15 protein-coding genes, 1 tRNA gene and 1 rRNA gene are annotated in these 17150 nt (G+C 48.8%); 10 read left to right on the top strand and 7 right to left on the bottom strand.

Going from position 1 to position 17150, the window contains the following annotated elements:
• Positions 1–4: 4 nt before the first annotated feature.
• Positions 5–77, top strand: a tRNA-Glu gene (locus SMSP2_RS00380).
• A gap of 101 nt (positions 78–178) precedes the next feature.
• Here the strand turns inward: SMSP2_RS00380 and SMSP2_RS00375 are convergent.
• Together SMSP2_RS00375 and SMSP2_RS00370 are read right to left on the bottom strand one after the other, a co-directional pair.
• Positions 179–367, bottom strand: coding sequence for a topoisomerase DNA-binding C4 zinc finger domain-containing protein (locus SMSP2_RS00375; RefSeq protein WP_146682056.1), 189 nt, complete (start codon positions 365–367; stop codon positions 179–181).
• Positions 368–524: 157 nt separating this feature from the next.
• Positions 525–2086 (bottom strand): 16S ribosomal RNA (locus tag SMSP2_RS00370).
• A gap of 672 nt (positions 2087–2758) precedes the next feature.
• Here SMSP2_RS00370 and SMSP2_RS00365 point away from each other — a divergent pair.
• From SMSP2_RS00365 to SMSP2_RS00325, 9 genes are all read left to right on the top strand, one after another.
• Positions 2759–3079, top strand: coding sequence for a hypothetical protein (locus SMSP2_RS00365; protein ID WP_146682055.1), 321 nt, complete (start codon positions 2759–2761; stop codon positions 3077–3079).
• Between the two features lie 25 nt (positions 3080–3104).
• Positions 3105–5087, top strand: a complete 1983-nt coding sequence (locus SMSP2_RS00360; protein ID WP_146682054.1) for a V-type ATP synthase subunit I — start codon at positions 3105–3107, stop codon at positions 5085–5087.
• Positions 5088–5116: 29 nt separating this feature from the next.
• Positions 5117–5611 carry a V-type ATP synthase subunit K gene (locus SMSP2_RS00355; protein WP_146682053.1) on the top strand — a complete coding sequence of 165 codons (495 nt, stop codon included), beginning with the start codon at positions 5117–5119 and terminating at the stop codon, positions 5609–5611.
• 7 nt (positions 5612–5618) lie between these two features.
• Positions 5619–6206, top strand: coding sequence for a V-type ATP synthase subunit E (locus tag SMSP2_RS00350; protein ID WP_146682052.1), 588 nt, complete (start codon positions 5619–5621; stop codon positions 6204–6206).
• Positions 6206–7246, top strand: a complete 1041-nt coding sequence (locus SMSP2_RS00345) for a V0D/AC39 family V-type ATPase subunit (protein ID WP_146682051.1) — start codon at positions 6206–6208, stop codon at positions 7244–7246. Before SMSP2_RS00350 ends, SMSP2_RS00345 begins: the two co-directional genes overlap by 1 nt.
• Entirely contained in the window at positions 7239–7574 is a 336-nt protein-coding gene (locus SMSP2_RS00340) for a V-type ATP synthase subunit F (protein ID WP_146682050.1), read from the top strand. The genes SMSP2_RS00345 and SMSP2_RS00340 overlap by 8 nt, the downstream gene beginning before the upstream one ends.
• A 97-nt stretch (positions 7575–7671) precedes the next feature.
• The gene (locus SMSP2_RS00335) at positions 7672–9432 is read left to right on the top strand and encodes a V-type ATP synthase subunit A (protein WP_146682049.1); all 1761 of its coding nucleotides are present in this window, start codon (positions 7672–7674) and stop codon (positions 9430–9432) included.
• Positions 9433–9477: 45 nt separating this feature from the next.
• Entirely contained in the window at positions 9478–10893 is a 1416-nt protein-coding gene (locus tag SMSP2_RS00330; RefSeq protein WP_146682048.1) for a V-type ATP synthase subunit B, read from the top strand.
• Positions 10886–11503, top strand: a complete 618-nt coding sequence (locus SMSP2_RS00325) for a V-type ATP synthase subunit D (RefSeq protein ID WP_146682047.1) — start codon at positions 10886–10888, stop codon at positions 11501–11503. Before SMSP2_RS00330 ends, SMSP2_RS00325 begins: the two co-directional genes overlap by 8 nt.
• A gap of 61 nt (positions 11504–11564) precedes the next feature.
• Here the strand turns inward: SMSP2_RS00325 and SMSP2_RS00320 are convergent, their stop codons facing one another.
• From SMSP2_RS00320 to SMSP2_RS00300, 5 genes are all read right to left on the bottom strand, one after another.
• The gene (locus tag SMSP2_RS00320; RefSeq protein WP_146682046.1) at positions 11565–12092 is read right to left on the bottom strand and encodes an adenine phosphoribosyltransferase; all 528 of its coding nucleotides are present in this window, start codon (positions 12090–12092) and stop codon (positions 11565–11567) included.
• Between the two features lie 118 nt (positions 12093–12210).
• Complete coding sequence (locus SMSP2_RS00315) at positions 12211–13044, bottom strand: hypothetical protein (protein WP_146682045.1); 834 nt, start codon at positions 13042–13044, stop codon at positions 12211–12213.
• Positions 13041–13577 (bottom strand): LOG family protein, encoded by a 537-nt coding sequence (locus tag SMSP2_RS00310; protein WP_146682044.1) that lies wholly within the window; start codon positions 13575–13577, stop codon positions 13041–13043. The genes SMSP2_RS00315 and SMSP2_RS00310 overlap by 4 nt, the downstream gene beginning before the upstream one ends.
• 25 nt (positions 13578–13602) lie before the next feature.
• On the bottom strand, positions 13603–15564 hold the full coding sequence (locus tag SMSP2_RS00305; protein WP_146682043.1) for an aconitate hydratase: 1962 nt from the start codon (positions 15562–15564) through the stop codon (positions 13603–13605).
• 118 nt (positions 15565–15682) lie between these two features.
• Positions 15683–17113 (bottom strand): hypothetical protein, encoded by a 1431-nt coding sequence (locus tag SMSP2_RS00300; protein ID WP_146682042.1) that lies wholly within the window; start codon positions 17111–17113, stop codon positions 15683–15685.
• Positions 17114–17150: the final 37 nt, after the last annotated feature.

The following is a 17150-nucleotide window of genomic DNA, read 5'->3' as shown; positions in this document are numbered from 1 at the left end:
CCAGGCCCCCATCGTCTAGCGGCCTAGGACGCCGGGTTCTCATCCCGGTAACAGGGGTTCGAGTCCCCTTGGGGGTATTTTGATAGAGAGTTGATAGTAGAAAGTAGAGAGTAGAAAATCTAACTTTTCACCTGCGAAACAGCAGCAACATCAAAACAACTTGTGCTGCGATCTGAATTTAGCCCTCAATTTCTACTGTACCCCTGCACCCCGGATACTTGCTGCAGCCGAAGAATGTCCGGCCTGCGTTTTCGCCCTGTTTGGCGGTCCGCACCACCATTTCCGCGCCGAATTTGGGGCAGGCAGGGATGTGATCTTTGCGACCCGTCAGATCAATCAGTCCGATCTGTCTGATCAGACTGAGCATCTCTCAACAAAAAAAGCCCCCGGGCATTTCTGCTCGAGGGCTTTTAATTATCAAATAACAGTTGTCGTCAAGCACCATGAAAATGGCTGACATTTGGGGTTTTTTAGATGTTATAAAGAGCACAATTGCTCAACATCATCCCCATAATTATCCTTAGAAAGGAGGTGATCCAGCCGCAGGTTCCCCTACGGCTACCTTGTTACGACTTAGTCCCAGTTACCGAGTTCACCGTAGGAAGCCGCTTCCCGCAAGCGGGTTAGCAAGCCTACTTCGGGTGCTCCCGATTTCCGTGACTTGACGGGCGGTGTGTACAAGGCTCAGGAACACATTCACCGCGTCATAGCTGATACGCGATTACTAGCGATTCCAACTTCATGCAGGCGAGTTGTCAGCCTGCAATCCGAACTGAGGACTGCTTTGTGCGATTTGCTCCACCTCGCGGTCTTGCTTCGCTCTGTACAGCCCATTGTAGCACGTGTGAAGCCCTGGGCATAAAGGCCATGAGGACCTGACGTCATCCCCACCTTCCTCCGGTTTAACACCGGCAGTCCCGTTAGAGTCCCCAGCATAACCTGATGGTAACTAACGGCAAGGGTTTCGCTCGTTTAAGGACTTAACCCAACATCTCACGACACGAGCTGACGACGGCCATGCAGCACCTGTGTAAGTTTCACCCCGAAGGGCAGCCTTAGAGTGTTTCCACAATGGCATACAAACATGTCAAACCCAGGTAAGGTTCTGCGCGTTGCTTCGAATTAATCCACATGCTCCACCGCTTGTGTGAGCCCCCGTCAATTCCTTTGAGTTTTAGCCTTGCGACCGTACTCCCCAGGCGGTGTACTTAACACTTTTGCTGCGACTGCCATCAAGTCAGATTGACAACAGTCTAGTACACATCGTTTACGGCATGGACTACCGGGGTATCTAATCCCGTTCGCTACCCATGCTTTCGTACCTCAGCGTCAGGTCCGGCCCAGTGCCCCGATTTCTCCTCTGGCGTTCCTCTTGATATCTACGCATTCCACCGCTCCACCAAGAGTTCCAGGCACCCCTACCGGCCTCAAGACATCCGGTTTGCCCCCCAATTCCCCTGTTGAGCAGGGGGATTTCAAAGGACACCTGAATGTCAGCCTACGCACGCTTTAAGCCCAGTGATTCTGAACAACGCTTGCCACCTTCGTATTACCGCGGCTGCTGGCACGAAGTTAGCCGTGACTTCCTCTGGGGCAGTTCAAACTGGTAAACCAGTCTTACTTATCCCTGACAGCAGTTTACACCCCGAGGGGCTTCGTCCTGCACGCGGCGTCGCTGGGTCAGGCTTTCGCCCATTGCCCAATATTCGTTACTGCAGCCCTCCGTGGAGGTCCGGGCAGTGTCTCAGTCCCGATATGGCGGGTCAACCTCTCAGTCCCGCTACCCGTCGTCGCCTTGGTGAGCCGTTACCTCACCAACTAGCTGATAGGGAATAGGCCCCTCATGTGCTGATAAATCTTTGGTAATATACATTAAATATACTACATTATCCGGTATTACCGCCCCTTTCGGAAGAATGTAAACATTCAGACGCTATCCCAGAGCACAAGGCAGGTTACCTATCCGTTACTCATCCTTTCGCCACTATCTTTAGAATCGATTACTCTCAACTAAAGACCGTTCGACTTGCATGTCTTAGCCACGCCGCCAGCGTTCGTTCTGAGCCAGGATCAAACTCTTCAATTTGATTCTTTATAGGCTCGGATAATAAATTATCCGGTTCTTATAAATTGACGTTAAATGAGAGGATTAGTCTCACTCAACTTTAGGCTCAACACTTCTACGCACGGAAGTGTCAAGAATTTAAAACACACCTGTGTTTTTAGTTTTCTATACTCCCAGGGACGGCGTGTTGCGTAACCGTGCCCCGAAAGACTCACTTCCATGGCGCTTAATTTGACGTACAACTGTTAACTTGTAAAAGAACTTTACGTTTGCAAAAGACAGTGTCTCGCAAACGAGTTTGGAAATATTACTTATATCGCAGCAAAGGTCAAGGAGAATAAACATTTTTTTTTAATTTTTAAAATTTTCTTATGATTTATTGTGTTCAAAAGGCTTTCAGCAAAGGTTTTTTCGTCCTTAAAGACGAATATATTTCTTGACGACAAATCATTGCGGAATAAAATTAAATGCATGGTTTAAGTACAAAGCGGCTCATTTACAGGCGATTTCTCAAGTCGCAGACGACGGGAAGAGAGCCGTGCAAGGGCCAATAGCTGAAAACTTTGACCTGAAATCTTTTTTTTCACTTAAACTTAGAAAATAAATTTCAATGTGTTATAATAATTTCTGTAATTCTCTATGAAAATACGGTTTTCATAGATATAAAAATATTTAGATAAAAATTTCAGGACTATGGAATTAGTAAAACGAATAAAACAGGCAGAAGAAGATGCCAAAAAAATCATAAAAGACGCCAAAGAGGATGCCGCATCGGAGCTTGAAAAGGCTCAGATCCAGCAGGAACTAAAGCTCTCAGAAAAAGAAGCGGAACGAAAAGAGATAATTGAATCCCGCCGGCTAAAGGCCCAGAACGAGGCTGCTAAACAGGCTGAAGAAATGCGGCAGCAAGCCAAAAAGAAGTGCGAAGAGATATCGCAGCAGGTTGAAGCAAAGATGGAAAATTCTGTCTCCGAAGTCCTCGAATTCGTATCTTCTTTATCCAAAGAAAGTTAACGTGTATTTTGCTGAGGAATAAGTAATGTCAGTTGTCAAAATGAGCAAAATACTGGTTCTTTGCCACAAAACTATGGCATCCGAAGTCCTGGAAAAACTACAGGACAGCGGTCTGGCACAGACTCTGAGCTGTGACCAGGCACAGGTTGCAAAAAAATACGAAGAGCTTATTCCTAAACCCAGCCGTGAAAAGGAATTAAGGAACCAGATAACACAAACGGCCCAGGCGGCGGAATTTCTTGCAGAATACTGGCAGGGGCCGCGGCTGACATCTATCTTTAAGCCTCTCAGAGTTGTCAGCAAAAAGAAATACAACGACACTGTCAACTCGCCAAAGACCTCCAAAATAATTGAAGAGGCAAACAGCCTCAATGACCAGATCAGCAGCACAGTCCACAAAATAAATGAGTGCGGCGAACACATAGCGTACCTGGAACCGTGGGAAAACCTCAAAGAGCCGGTGGAAACGTTTACAAAACTCGAGCATTTTTTCGCGTTTCCGGCCCAAATCTCAAAACGCCACATGAAAACAGCCCTAAAGCTCTGCGACGAGCTTGGCTGTGCATTCGAAGAGGTAAGCTCAGAAAACAACATAGTTTCCGGCATATTCGCCGGCCCTGCGGACAAAAATGACGAGCTCCACAAAAACCTCAGAGCCCTCGATTACAATCAGGTATTCTTTGAAGGCAAAAAGGGTACGATCGAAAAACTGACAAATGAGATTCTCAATGAGCAGGCCAAAAGTGAAGTCAAACTGGGCAAACTCAAAAACCAGGCACAAGAGCTCGCCAAAGAGCTGCTTGATGTGCAGATATATTACGACTACCTCAGCAACAGGCTTGCCAGGGCCCAGACCCACCAGAACCTGCCGGTCTCTGAAAAGGTATATTTCATCGAAGGGTGGACACGTAAAAAAGACTTTGAAAAACTCGAGGCAATGCTGAACTCCTTCGACGGCTGCACTGTAAGCGAAATTGAGCCGGCCAAGGGCGAAGAGCCCCCTATTGAGATAGAAAATAAACGTCTGATAGAACCTTTTGAGGTTGTAACAAAACTCTACGGTATGCCGCACTATCTCGAGATGGACCCGACAGTGCTGCTGGCACCTTTTTTCGCGTTGTTTTTCGCGCTTTGCCTGACAGACGCCGGATACGGGCTGATAATGGTCGCCCTGTTTATATGGCTGATCCGCAAGATGCAGATGAACAAGAAATTCATCATTTTAATGCTGATGTGCTCCGTGCTGACAGTCTTTGCCGGAGCAGTAACCGGCGGCTGGTTCGGTTCGAGCCTGATGGATCTGGCCGTAAAATACGAAATAACCTGGCTCAGCTCGGCGATTACGAGCATAACCTGGTTCGAGCCGCTGAGCGACCCGATGAAATTCATGACAATTTCCGTCGCGCTGGGTGTGATACAGATCATGTTCGGCCTGTGCTGCGGGTTTGTAAATGCCCTTCGCAGAGAGGGGTTATGGGCGGCAGTCTGCGACCGGCTGAGCTGGATAGTTCTGATAGGCTCGCTTATCTGCATAGCTCTGACATTTGCCGGCATACTTCCAAAGAGTGCTGCAGCTCTGATGAAGGTTTTAGCTGCCGTCTCGGCGGTCTGGATATTTTTGTTCAGCCACAGGGAAGGCGGCATCACCGCACGACTCTGCATGGGCGGATACAATTTGTTTACAGCGGTATTCTACATAGGTGACATACTCAGTTACCTGCGTCTGATGGCGCTGGGCATGGCCACCGGCGGAATAGCACTGGCGGTAAACATCATCGCAAGTATTATCAGTGATGTGCCGTACGCCGGCCCTGTTCTTGCGATACTGGTATTGATAGGCGGACACTTATTTAATATGGCTCAGTCCTCGCTGGGCGCGTTTGTGCACTCAATGCGTCTTCAGTTTGTTGAATATTATCCTAAATTCTTCAACGGCGGAGGCGAAGAATTTACACCATTTAAAAATCAGTATAAATTCATACACATAACAGAAACAGAAAGCATATAAAGCAATAATTATAGAAAGGAAATAATTTTATGGAACTTGGATTAGCAATAGCATTTATCGGTGTAGCAATATCTGTCTTTTTAGCCGGCACCGGCTCATCAATAGGCATTGGAGCCGCGGGCAGAGCGGCGGCGGGTGTTCTGACAGAAAAACCTGAGAGATATGTTACAAACCTGATTCTTGTTGCGCTGCCCAGTACACAGGGCATCTACGGTCTTGTGGGTGCTTTCTTCATCATGTTCAACCTTGGTGCCTTTGCAGGGGAAATGGTGATGATAAGCTGGTACGACGGTATAATCATTCTCGCCGCCGGCGTCGCCATGGGTTTCAGCGGTCTTTTCAGCGGAATCCATCAGGGACGGGTTTGTGCCGCGGGTATTCAGATGGCGGCAAAACGCCCTGAAATGTCCATCAAAGCCGGCGTTATGTACGCGGTTATGGTTGAGCTCTACGCACTGTTCGGACTTGTAATACAGATCGTAATGGTACTCAAGGGTGTCAACTGGGCAGCTTACACAGGATAATTGGTGAATGACTATGGATGCCGAAAAGATTATAAAAAAAATACTCGACGAAGCACGGGCCGAAGCGGAAAAAATCATGCAGGAGAACTCGAAAGAGCTCGAAAGCATGAAAGAAAAATACGCCGCCCAAATTGAGCAGTACAAGTCTGAGACCGAAGATATTGCCGAAAAAAGAGCTGCTGAGAAAAAACGCCAGATGCTTGCATCAGGACGTATTGACGCGGCACGAATGATTTTGAAAGCAAAGCGAGACGGAATCGACCAGGTATTCTCTGCCGCACTCGAAGAGCTGAAAAACATGGACAAGGATAAATACCTTGAAATGATAGGCTCTTTTGTCAAGGCGGCCCGGCCTCAGGGCGACTGCGAAATGATAATCGGCAAAGAGGAAAAACGAATCAATGAGGACTTTATAAAAGATATCAACGCTCAAATCGAGTCTGCAAAGATAACTTTGAGAGATAAAAAAGCTGGCATCGCAGGAGGTTTTATCCTTGCAAAAGGCGGAGTCCGGACAAACGTATCATTTGAAGTGCTGATGCAGGCGGCACGCGAGAAGCTGGAACCGAAACTTGCCGGAGAGCTTTTCTCATAATGAATTCTCTACCTGAAACATTTGGGATTCTCAATTATCCGGAAATTGGATCTGAGGACTGGCGTTACACTTTCGCCGCGTCACAGGTACGGGGCATGGAAACATCTTCGCTGCCTGCCAGTGTGCTCAACGACATGGCAAATGCCCGTGATTTCAAATCCGCGGCCGAACTGCTCAGCGGGACTCATTATCAGGTCAGCTCCGGGATAAATAACCTCAAGGAGCTGGAAGATGTCCTTATCGCAAGGCGTGATTACGTTCGCGGCACCTTCGAGAAACTTTGTGTTGATAACAATCTAAGCCTCTACTGCAGAACATTGACAGACTTCACAAATCTCAGGCTTGTTCTCCGCCGGATTGTGAATGACAAACCGGCCGGCAGCGACTATGCCCCGGGCGGGAACATCTCCGCGGAAAATTTTGAGCCGATTTTTGAACAGGAAGATTTCTTCGAGCTGCCGGAGCATGTTAAACTGGCCGCGGAAAACGCGATACTGGCATACTATGAAGAAAAAGACATCCGGCGGATAGATAATGTCATTGACAAAGCCATCGCCCAATACCAGATAGATTTGGCTCTCAAGATAAATTCTGTATTCCTGATGAGCCTGACAAGGCTCAAAACAGATCTGGACAATATCCGCACACTGCTTCGGCAAAAAGCAGCGGAAACACTTGACGAGAAACTCTTTATAGAAAACGGATTTGTTGACAGCGATCTATTCAAACACGCTCTTGATCTGGGCGAAGAGCAGTTTGCCTCTGTCTTTATGCCGACACCCTACGAACGGCTTGTTGAAAAGGGTGTTGAGTATTACAGCAAACATGATTCGTTTAACCTGCTGGAGGCCCTTTGCGAAAAACATATCGGGGCATTTCTCGAACAGGCTCTTCTGGTTACCGCCGGCGAGCAGCCGCTTATAGCATGGCTTTGGAAACAGCAGCAGGAAATCCGGTATGTCAGGATGATATTAACGGCAAAACGCAATATGCTGGATTCTGGAACAATTCTCGAGAGGCTTGGAAACAAAAATGACTGATGCAAATACAAAAAACAACGCAGCGGTTATCGGCAGCAGGGACTTTGTAATGCCCTTCTCCGCACTCGGGCTCGAAACGTATCCGGTAGAGCCCGATACGGACGAGCCGGCAGAAAAAGCACGTCAGATATTAGAAGCAAAATACTCCCTTGTGGTTGTTGCTGAAAACATAGCCGAGCAGACACGTGAAATTTTCGAAGAAATCCAGAAAGACCCCCTGCCCTGCGTTGTTGTGGTACCCTTTACGACAGAACCGGAAGGCTACTCCCAGAAACAGCTGGGCAGACTGCTGAAGATGGCTACAGGGATAGATATTTTACAGGAATAAAATTTAATGCCGCCAAACGGAAATCTTATCAGAAGGTTTTGCGGCTATACAATTAAGATTTGATAAACGAAAAACAATAAACCCCAAAGGTAATAATATGGCAGAACTTGGACAGGGTAAAATAATTAAGGTTTCAGGGCCGGTAGTACTGGCCGATGAGATGACAGACGCCAAGATGTATGATGTCGTTCGCGTGGGCGACGCCAATCTGATCGGAGAGATCGTAGAGCTTGACAGCGGCCGTGCCAGCATACAGGTGTATGAAGATACTACCGGTGTCGGACCGGGAGAGCCGGTCAAAAACACCGGAGCTCCGCTGAGTGTAGAGCTTGGCCCGGGACTTGTCTCCAGCATTTATGACGGTATCCAGCGGCCTCTTGATGTCCTCTATGAGCTTGAAGGCAGCTTTATCGAACGCGGAAACGCTGTTCCGGGGCTCAGCCGCGATAAGAAATGGGAATTTAAACCAGTATTAGAGGACGGCGAAGAAGTCTCCCCCGGCGATATTATAGGCGAGGTACAGGAAAGCTCTTTGCTGCTGCATAAAATCATGGTGCCGCCCGGCGTATCGGGCAAGCTCAAAGGCTTAAAAAGCGGCAGTTTTACCGTTGAGGACACGATATGCCAGGTAGAACAGGCCGGCGGAGAGCCTGCTGACATAACACTTATGCAGAAATGCCCTGTGAGAACACCAAGACAACCGGGGAAACGGCTAAAACCCAATCGGGCAATGATTACCGGCCAGCGTGTTATAGACACCTTTTTCCCGCTTGGCCTCGGCGGCACGGCGTGTGTACCCGGGCCTTTCGGCACGGGAAAAACAGTCGTCCAGCACCAGCTTGCCAAGTGGATTGACGCCGATATCGTTGTATATATCGGCTGCGGCGAACGCGGCAACGAGATGACTGATGTGCTTACCGAATTCCCCGAACTGAAAGATCCAAAAAGCGGCAAACCGCTCATGGAGCGTGTCGTTCTTATCGCAAACACATCTAATATGCCCGTAGCAGCGCGTGAGGCTTCTGTTTATACGGGTATTACCATCGCAGAGTATTTCCGTGATATGGGATACAAGGTCGCAATCATGGCAGACAGCACCAGCCGCTGGGCCGAGGCAATGCGTGAGATTTCCACACGCCTTGAGGAAATGCCCGCCGAAGAAGGCTACCCCGCGTATCTCGGTGCCAGGATCGCTTCATTTTACGAGCGGGCCGGCCGTGTCAGCTGCCTTGGCAAACCCGAGCGGGAAGGATGCCTCTCAATAATCGGTGCGGTCAGCCCTCCCGGCGGAGATCTGTCCGATTCTGTGGTACAGTCAACCCTGCACGTTGTGAAGGTGTTCTGGTCGCTTCAGTCAAAACTGGCGCAGCAGCGGCACTTCCCCGCCATTGACTGGCTGACAAGCTACTCCTTCTATAAACAGTATCTCAAGGAATCTTTTGAAGACGATGAGATCGCAGGCAAAATGGACGGGATGATTGCCGAGGCAATGGCGCTTCTTGAACAGGAAGCAGACCTGCTCGAAATCGTCCGGCTTGTCGGTTCGGAGGCTATATCTTCTAATGACCAGGTCGCGCTTAAAACCTCAAAGAGTATCAGAGAAGACTACCTTCACCAGAACGCGTTCCACAAAGTGGATACATATACATCTCTCAAAAAGCAGTACGCGATGCTTGAGCTCATACTTTATATGCACAAAAAGGCACTCGAAGCAGTGAAAAAAGGCCATGATGCATCCAAAGTATTCAGGCTTGAGGTAGCCGATGACATAGCAAGGGCGAAATATATCCCAGAAGAACAGATTGAAAGTATTGAAGAAATTAAACAGAAGATTGACCAGGAAATTCAGAATATGTAAAGAGACCGGCCGTTTTCGGCCCGTTTCCAGGCAGGAAGATTAAATATGCTTAAAGAATATAAAACAGTTACAAGTATCGCCGGCCCGCTGATGCTGGTAAAGTCAGTTGAACAGGCCAAGTTCGGCCACATAGTTGATATCCAGCTCAGAGACGGTTCGATCCGCAGGGGTGAGATACTTGAGGTGGACGGCGAAAATATACTTGTACAGATATTTGAAGGTACAGAGGGGATCGATATCGACGAGACCGTCGTAAGAATCCTCGGCAAGCCGCAGGAGCTTGCGGTATCCCGCGATATTTTAGGCCGCGTTTTTACCGGCAGAGGCGTACCTGCTGATGACGGGCCGGATATCATACCTGAAAAAAGCCTCGATATAAACGGTTTGGCGATCAACCCTTTCAGCCGCGACTACCCCAACGAGTTTATCCAGACCGGAATCTCAACAATCGACGGGCTCAACCCGCTGGTTCGCGGCCAGAAACTGCCTATCTTCTCGGCCTCGGGTCTGCCCCACGATGATATGACCGCTCAGCTGGCACGGCAGGCAGCCGTTCTGGGCAAAGATGAAAGTTTCGCGGTGGTTTTCGCGGCTATGGGTATAACTTTTGAATCAGCACAGTTTTTTATAGATGACCTGACCGCTACGGGAGCGATTGAACGTGCGGCAATGTTTATCAATCTGGCAAATGACCCGGCGATCGAGCGGATTGCAACGCCGCGTGTTGCCCTGACGGCAGCCGAATACCTGGCATTTGAACAGGACATGCATGTTCTTGTTATTCTTAGTGATATGACAAATTACTGTGAGGCTCTGCGTGAAATCAGCGCCGCCAGAAAAGAGGTCCCCGGCAGAAGAGGCTACCCGGGTTATCTATATACCGACCTGGCGAGTCTTTATGAACGCGCCGGCCGTATTAAGGGTAAAAAGGGCTCAATTACAATGATACCCGTTCTTACAATGCCCGAAGACGACAAGACCCACCCTGTTCCCGATTTGACAGGATACATAACCGAGGGCCAGATTATTATGAGCCGTTCGCTGCACAGAAAATCTATTGCCCCGCCGGTTGACGTACTTCCCAGCCTCTCAAGGCTCAAAGACAAAGGTATCGGCGATAAAAAAACCCGTGAAGACCATGCTGACCTCTACAACCAGCTCTACGCGGCGTATTCCAGAGGCAAAGAATCACAGGAGCTCTCCGCTATTCTCGGTGAAGGCGCCTTGAATGATGATGACCTGCTCTACATGAAATTCGCCAATGAGTTCGAAAAGAAATACATCTCGCAGGGCTATTACGAGAACCGCTCTATCGAGGAGACACTGGATCTGGGCTGGAAGCTGCTCAGCATGTTTGAAGACAGTGAGCTCAAGCGTATTGATGTCGAACTGATTGAAAAATACATGCCGAAGTTCCGCAAGAACGAAACCGCCGATTCTGGAGACAGCACTGATGGCTGAGAATGTTACAGCAACCAGAATGGAGCTTTTGAACCTTCGCAAGAAGGGCTCCCTTGCCAGACGCGGGCATAAACTGCTCAGCCAGAAACGTGATGAGCTAAGCCGCCGCCTTGTCGAGATATCAAGGAATATCGGCAAACTCCGCAAAGAGGTTGAGCAGGAAATTCTCCGAACATCCCGCAAATTTATGATGGCACGTGCCACAGTAGAACCTGAAGATATGAAGGCCGCCCTTTCTGTTCCGACAAAGAGATTTTCGTTAGCCGTTAATTTCGCTTCGGTTATGAATGTAAAGGTACCTGAGATGGCCAAGGAGCTTGAGGGGGATATTATCTGCTACGGTATGGGCAACACCAGCGGCGAGCTTGATATGGCGCTGCGGGCTCTGGAGAGAACCTTTGACAGACTTATAGAACTGGCCGCAAAGGAAAAACAGGCGAGACTTTTGGCGACAGAGCTTCAGAGCACCCGCCGGAGGGTGAACGTTCTCGAGCACGTCGTAATACCGGAGACTGATGAAACTATACGGCTGATTAACAACAAACTCAGCGAAGTTGAAAGAGACAATATAAGCCGCCTGATGAAGATAGCCGACATCATAAGAGCCTGAGCCCGCGAATTTCTCGGGATTTACCGCCTTAGCGGCCGCGGCAGATATGCCGACCAATGTATCAGTATTTAATTACAGAGGCGTAATTATATTCTGAAATCAGCTCTTTGCCGTTAAGCTCGCTGAGCTCTATTAGAAAAGTCATCCCCGAGACAACTCCGCCGGCACGTTCTACAAGTTTTGCCGCCGCCTGCACAGTGCCTCCGGTTGCGAGAAGATCATCTACAATTAAAACGTGTTTGCCCTTGGAAAACGCGTCTGTATGCACCTCTATCGTGTCTTTGCCGTACTCAAGGCCGTAATCCTCGGAAACAGTCTCACGCGGCAGCTTGCCCTTTTTTCTTATGGGAATAAAACCCGCACCGAGATGTTCGGCTATGAGACCGCCGAAGATGAAGCCGCGGGACTCAACACATGCAACATAATCTATCGGTCTGTCCCTGAAAGGTTCAGCCATCATTTCAGAAGCCAGCCGATAGAGACGATTATCCGCCAAGAGGGGTGTTATATCACGAAAAAGAATTCCCTTTACAGGGAAATCAGGAACATCGGCAATAACCGACTTTATCAATTCTGCGTTTTTATTCATGTTAGATCCTTTGAAACTGAAACCAGACAAACAAACGAAAATAATTAAAATTTTGCTACGGGATTGAACTTAGCGGCAAACCACACCACTAACACCCAATTTTTTTTAAGCAATAAACTCAGCGGGGGAAATTGCCGTAAGGATAGGCCCGCCTGAAACGCTGGAGCAGAAAATAAGTTTCACCCTGAAACACTGTCGCGATTCCCGCAACCTCAAAACGCCTGCGGTAAGGGGCATCACGCATAGAACCGGTTAAAAGCTCCATAGCCTCACTGCTAAGGAGGGTAAAAGACTCATCAGAGACATTTTGCCCATAGGAGTCAAATTTTAACAGATATTTTTCACCCTGCTTTTCAACAATAACCGTCCGGTCAGTCACGGCAGCGTCATTGCCGGCACTGAGCATTTCTTTCATTTTTTTAACATCAACAACCTTTTCCGGCTCCATCTGACTGAGGATATCAGTTGGAATCAGAGACTCGTCTGAATTATCCGGTTTTTCTTTATCATCACTGGTTTGGGCCTCATCATCACTGCTCCCGGCGTCGTCGCCGGTTTGAGCGTCTTTTTCCCGGACAATCTTTTTCAAGGGCAGATACCTTGATAAATATATGTAATTTTTATCCTTATACTTTGTAAAAGTACCCCATAACCTTACGCCCAGCTCCCCTTTCTCTTGTTCTTGCCCCTTGAGCACAGCTTCAAGTGTATTGTTTTGCAAGAGCTCAATTTCACTGCCCGCCCTGATAAACCTGCTGCCGTCAGAAAAACGCTCATCGGGAATAAAAACAAAATGCTCATTCTTCTCATCAAAAACCACTCTGCCGTCAATCCCCTCTGCTTTGACCCCGTCACGTATAAGCCCCGGCCGTGCAGGACGGGATTCCTGCTCCGCCAGAGCAACAGATAGAACACTAACAGCAATTAGCAACAAAATTTTTAAGGACTTCATGTTTTTATCCCCGAGTCAATTAACAACTTAACCGCCTGGGCCGGATTAGATGCCCCCAGCAGAGCCGTGCCGGTCTGCGGCGATTCTGAACATACAAAGTCAACCACAGTTCTCCAGTAATCACCTAAAAGTATTACCGGTTTGTTTTTTTCAAACAGCGACTTATTATTATACTCCCAAACACTTGCCAGTTCAAGCAATGTTCCTGTCGAGCCGGGCAGGATTATAAAGGCATCCGCAAGCTCAACCAGAGTAAAGAGCCTCTCCTTGAGCTCTTTTGTGTCTACGACTTTCTTTATGTACCTGTTGGCCCCCGCCCTGCCGAACACCTCACAGGTAACACCCCACACACCACCGCCCGCCTCAGAAGCACCTTTGGCAGATGCCTCCATAGTGCCGCCGTAGCCGCCGTTTATAAGCCGCCAACCGGCCTGTGCTATCTGCCGGCCGACGTCAAACGCGGTTTCCCAGAGCGGCTCTCCCGGGCTGCAGGCCCCTGAACCGAATACTGCGATGGTTGGTTTATCTGGCATTATCCCGGCTTAAAATTTCTGTGTGTCAGCTTTGCGATTTTGATTTTGTATAACTCAAAAGACCGCCGGCGAGAAGAATTTCTCTGTCGCGTTGAGAAAGAGAAAGTTTACCCGTAAACTTGATATTTCTTGTGCGGTTGTGAATCAGTACCGAATCACCATTCTTGACTGCATCACGCAGGTCAACAATCACCAGCTCATCATCAGCCTGGACCTTGTCATAGTCAGACCCGTCAGCGAATTCAACAGGCAGAATAGCAAAGTTTATCAGATTGGCCTTGTGAATACGCTCAATGCTTCGGGCAATAACCGCTCGAACCCCGAGATACATCGGGCAAAGTGCCGCATGTTCACGTGAAGAACCCTGGCCGTAGCTTTCCGAGGCGACGATTACTCCGCCGATTCCCTTTGACTTGAGTTCCAGCGCCCTCTGGGCAAACGTCGGCTCATCCGGCTGATTGAAACAGTTGAAAACCACCTTCGCGTATTCAGGTACATTGGAGCGGTATTTCAAGTACATACCTGCCGGCATGATATGGTCGGTAGTGATCTTGTCGCCGCACTTTAAAAGCACCTTGCTGTCCAGAACATCCGGCAAATCCTTTGGCGATTCGGGCACTACTATCGTCGGGCCGCGAAGCACCTCTGCCGTTTTTGCCTGCTCAGGCGTGAGCGGCTTTTCAATCATACTGTCATCAATCAGGAACGCTTCGGGAAGTTCCACTGTCGGATATTTAGTATCCAGGCTCCTGGGATCGACAAAACGGCCGGTTATCGCAGCAGCGACGGCAGTTTCCGGGCTGACAAGGTACGCATTATCGCCGACTGTACCTGTCCTGCCGGCAAAGTTTCTGTTAAATGTTCTGACGCTGACAGTGTCATTAGCCGGCGAGAACCCCTGGCCGATGCAGGGCCCGCAGCCGCACTCGAGTATTCTTGCCCCGGATTGAATTATCCAGGAAAGAGCGCCATTCTCCGCCATCATATTCAAAACCTGCCTGCTGCCCGGAGCAATAGCGAATTCCACAAGCGGATGAACTTTATAGCTCTTTAAAACATTAGCTACCATCATCAGGTCAGTAAAACTGGAATTGGTACAGCTGCCGATTATCACCTGATTGACATTTATCCCTTCAAGCTCTTTGACCGGCTTTATATTGTCCGGCGATGATGGACATGCCGCCAGCGGCTCAAGCTCGTCCAGATTTATCTCTATAACCCTGTCATATTGGGCATCTTCGTCCGCCTCGAGCTTTTCAAAGGCTTCCGGCCTGCCCTGGGCATTGAGAAACTTCCCGGTTACTTCATCGCTTGGGAATATGCTTGTTGTTACTCCAAGCTCAGCACCCATATTAGTCACCGTTGACCTTTGCGGCACAGAAAGTTTTTTAACGCCCGGGCCGAAATACTCAACAACACAACCAACATTGCCCTTAGTTGAAAGTATGCTCAATAACTTTAAGATAATATCTTTGCTGGCAACCCACGGTGAGAGCTCGCCTGTAAGTTCAACACCAATAACCCTGGGTGCGGTCAGGTAAAACGCGCCGCCTCCCATAGCTACGGCTACGTCCATTCCGCCGGCACCGATAGCTATCATCCCGATACCGCCGCCGGTGGGGGTGTGTGAATCACTGCCGAGCAGCGTCGCACCCGGGCGGCCGAAACGCTCAAGATGAATCTGATGGCATATACCGTTGCCTGCCCTGCTGTGGTATGCCCCGCTCTTGGCGGCAACTGTCTGCAGGTAAAGATGGTCGTTGTGGTTTTCAGGGCCGAACTGGCTCATATTATGGTCAATGTAGCTGACACTTCGCTCGGTTTTCACCCTGTCAAGGCCCATCGATTCAAACAGAAGAAAAGCGGTTGTGCCGGTTGCGTCCTGTGTCAAAGTCTGATCTATCTTTATGCCTATGGGTTCACCCTGTTGGAGTTTGCCCTCAACTAAATGTTTTTCAAGTATCTTATAAGTGAGAGTTTGCGACATTTTAGTTCCTTATTTATCAACTCTTGCGATTTTATTACTTAAAAAAAGCCCGGTACGGCCGGGCTTTGGGTTTGTTCTATTGGCTAACATGCAAAAACTTGCTGTTATTCTGCTGCTTTTACATCTTGGGCATACTTAGTTTCGCCTCGGTGTTGTATCCAATCAGGTTCATAAATCTGCGTGTGTCAAATACCGGTATGGAAAGATCCCCGGCTTTCTCAAGCAATGCTTTGTATTGCTGGTATGACTGCTGAGTCTGCTCATATTTCTCCTCTGCAAGCGGATCAACGCTGTCAGTTTCACCTTCCGGTTCTGAAATGCGGCGCGGCGGGTTGCCGGCTACAACAAAATCAGTGTTAACGCTGATCTCGTCTGAAATTATACCGCCCCAGTCACGGATAAGCTGCATGATGGTTTCTCTGCCGCGATAATCAACTTTCCCGTCGCCGGTTATGTCAAACTCGCCGGTAACAACGAACTGGTAAGGTGTCTTGCTGTCCCAGATAAGGTTCGCGGCGATATCACCTTCTATGACCGGCGAATCAGGACGGGATTGTATAATCCGTGCGGCACAAACTTTGCTCATTACCTCGAAAACCTTGACCTCGGCCTTGCCCTTGCCGTCCTCGGGACGGGGGTTGGCCTTGTCAAATATGGTAAATGTCAAGCCGCGATATATCTTGTCGTCGCTTCCGATGCTCAAATACGCAATTCCGCGCTGAACATCAACAGAAAGCACATAACCGTCAGGTTTATACGCTTCCAACTCTATATCAGGCCGTGGTTTAATGCTTTCAATCTTCTCTTCAAGCCTTCTTCTGGAAGATTCACTCTTTGAATAAAGCTCTTCAAGCTCGGCAAGCTGCTGGGATGTGGCTGAAATCTTCTGATTTTTCTCCTCAAGCTGGCTCTGAAGCATACTCATCTGCGTCTCTGCGCCCTGGTCGGCAAGCTGCTGAATCTGGTCAACCTGTTTCTGCATGGATTGTGCCTGCGAGCTGAAAATCGCTTTTTCCTCAAGCAGCTGCTCTTCGGTTTCGCTGAAATTGGCTACAGCGTTGTCCCAATCCTCTTTCATCTGCTCAATTGTCGATGCAAGTGTCTGACTCCGCTGCATGTACTCATCACGCTGCGACCGTAGCTGCGAGGCAATCCAGGCAAGGCTGACATCATCGGGAGCAGTACTGCCGCCGCCAACCGCGGCGTACATATCATTTACGAGCTCTTGCGCCATAGAAAGTTTAGCCGAGGTGCTCTGCTCCTCAACCGCCATTTTACCGGTTGCAAGTTTGTAAAGGTTGTCAAACTGGCCCAGCAAAGTGCCGAGATAGCTGCCGTCGCGATCGCCAATGAGCTGCCCGACGTTACGGGCCTCTTCACCTGTGGCAAGCTCGCGGTTTGAGCTTTGTTGGGTTGCGAGTTGGGTCGAAGTATCGCTGTATTTAACATAAAACATTATAGCAAATACAGTTGCAGCAACAAAAAGTATTATGAATACAATCATTCCGTAAAGCATTGCGCTGCTTTGTTCTGGTTTGCCTGCCGGCATAGCGTTCTCCTTAGAATACTATAAGAGTAAATAATGA

The organism is Limihaloglobus sulfuriphilus, from assembly GCF_001999965.1.
In the GTDB taxonomy this organism is placed as follows: Bacteria; Planctomycetota; Phycisphaerae; order Sedimentisphaerales; family Sedimentisphaeraceae; genus Limihaloglobus; species Limihaloglobus sulfuriphilus.
The sequence above is the reverse complement of the archived record's forward strand: the minus strand, read 5'-3'. Positions and strand labels throughout refer to the sequence as shown.

Excerpts from the sequence above, each read along its gene's own strand:
- SMSP2_RS00335 (WP_146682049.1), top strand. The coding sequence starts at position 7,672 with ATGGCAGAACTTGGACAGGGTAAAATAATTAAGGTTTCAGGGCCGGTA.
- SMSP2_RS00315 (WP_146682045.1), bottom strand. The coding sequence starts at position 13,044 with ATGAAGTCCTTAAAAATTTTGTTGCTAATTGCTGTTAGTGTTCTATCT.
- SMSP2_RS00350 (WP_146682052.1), top strand. The coding sequence starts at position 5,619 with ATGACTATGGATGCCGAAAAGATTATAAAAAAAATACTCGACGAAGCA.
- SMSP2_RS00345 (WP_146682051.1), top strand. The coding sequence starts at position 6,206 with ATGAATTCTCTACCTGAAACATTTGGGATTCTCAATTATCCGGAAATT.
- SMSP2_RS00310 (WP_146682044.1), bottom strand. The coding sequence starts at position 13,577 with ATGCCAGATAAACCAACCATCGCAGTATTCGGTTCAGGGGCCTGCAGC.
- SMSP2_RS00300 (WP_146682042.1), bottom strand. The coding sequence starts at position 17,113 with ATGCCGGCAGGCAAACCAGAACAAAGCAGCGCAATGCTTTACGGAATG.
- SMSP2_RS00330 (WP_146682048.1), top strand. The coding sequence starts at position 9,478 with ATGCTTAAAGAATATAAAACAGTTACAAGTATCGCCGGCCCGCTGATG.
- SMSP2_RS00360 (WP_146682054.1), top strand. The coding sequence starts at position 3,105 with ATGTCAGTTGTCAAAATGAGCAAAATACTGGTTCTTTGCCACAAAACT.
- SMSP2_RS00375 (WP_146682056.1), bottom strand. The coding sequence starts at position 367 with ATGCTCAGTCTGATCAGACAGATCGGACTGATTGATCTGACGGGTCGC.
- SMSP2_RS00305 (WP_146682043.1), bottom strand. The coding sequence starts at position 15,564 with ATGTCGCAAACTCTCACTTATAAGATACTTGAAAAACATTTAGTTGAG.
- SMSP2_RS00340 (WP_146682050.1), top strand. The coding sequence starts at position 7,239 with ATGACTGATGCAAATACAAAAAACAACGCAGCGGTTATCGGCAGCAGG.
- SMSP2_RS00320 (WP_146682046.1), bottom strand. The coding sequence starts at position 12,092 with ATGAATAAAAACGCAGAATTGATAAAGTCGGTTATTGCCGATGTTCCT.
- SMSP2_RS00365 (WP_146682055.1), top strand. The coding sequence starts at position 2,759 with ATGGAATTAGTAAAACGAATAAAACAGGCAGAAGAAGATGCCAAAAAA.
- SMSP2_RS00355 (WP_146682053.1), top strand. The coding sequence starts at position 5,117 with ATGGAACTTGGATTAGCAATAGCATTTATCGGTGTAGCAATATCTGTC.
- SMSP2_RS00325 (WP_146682047.1), top strand. The coding sequence starts at position 10,886 with ATGGCTGAGAATGTTACAGCAACCAGAATGGAGCTTTTGAACCTTCGC.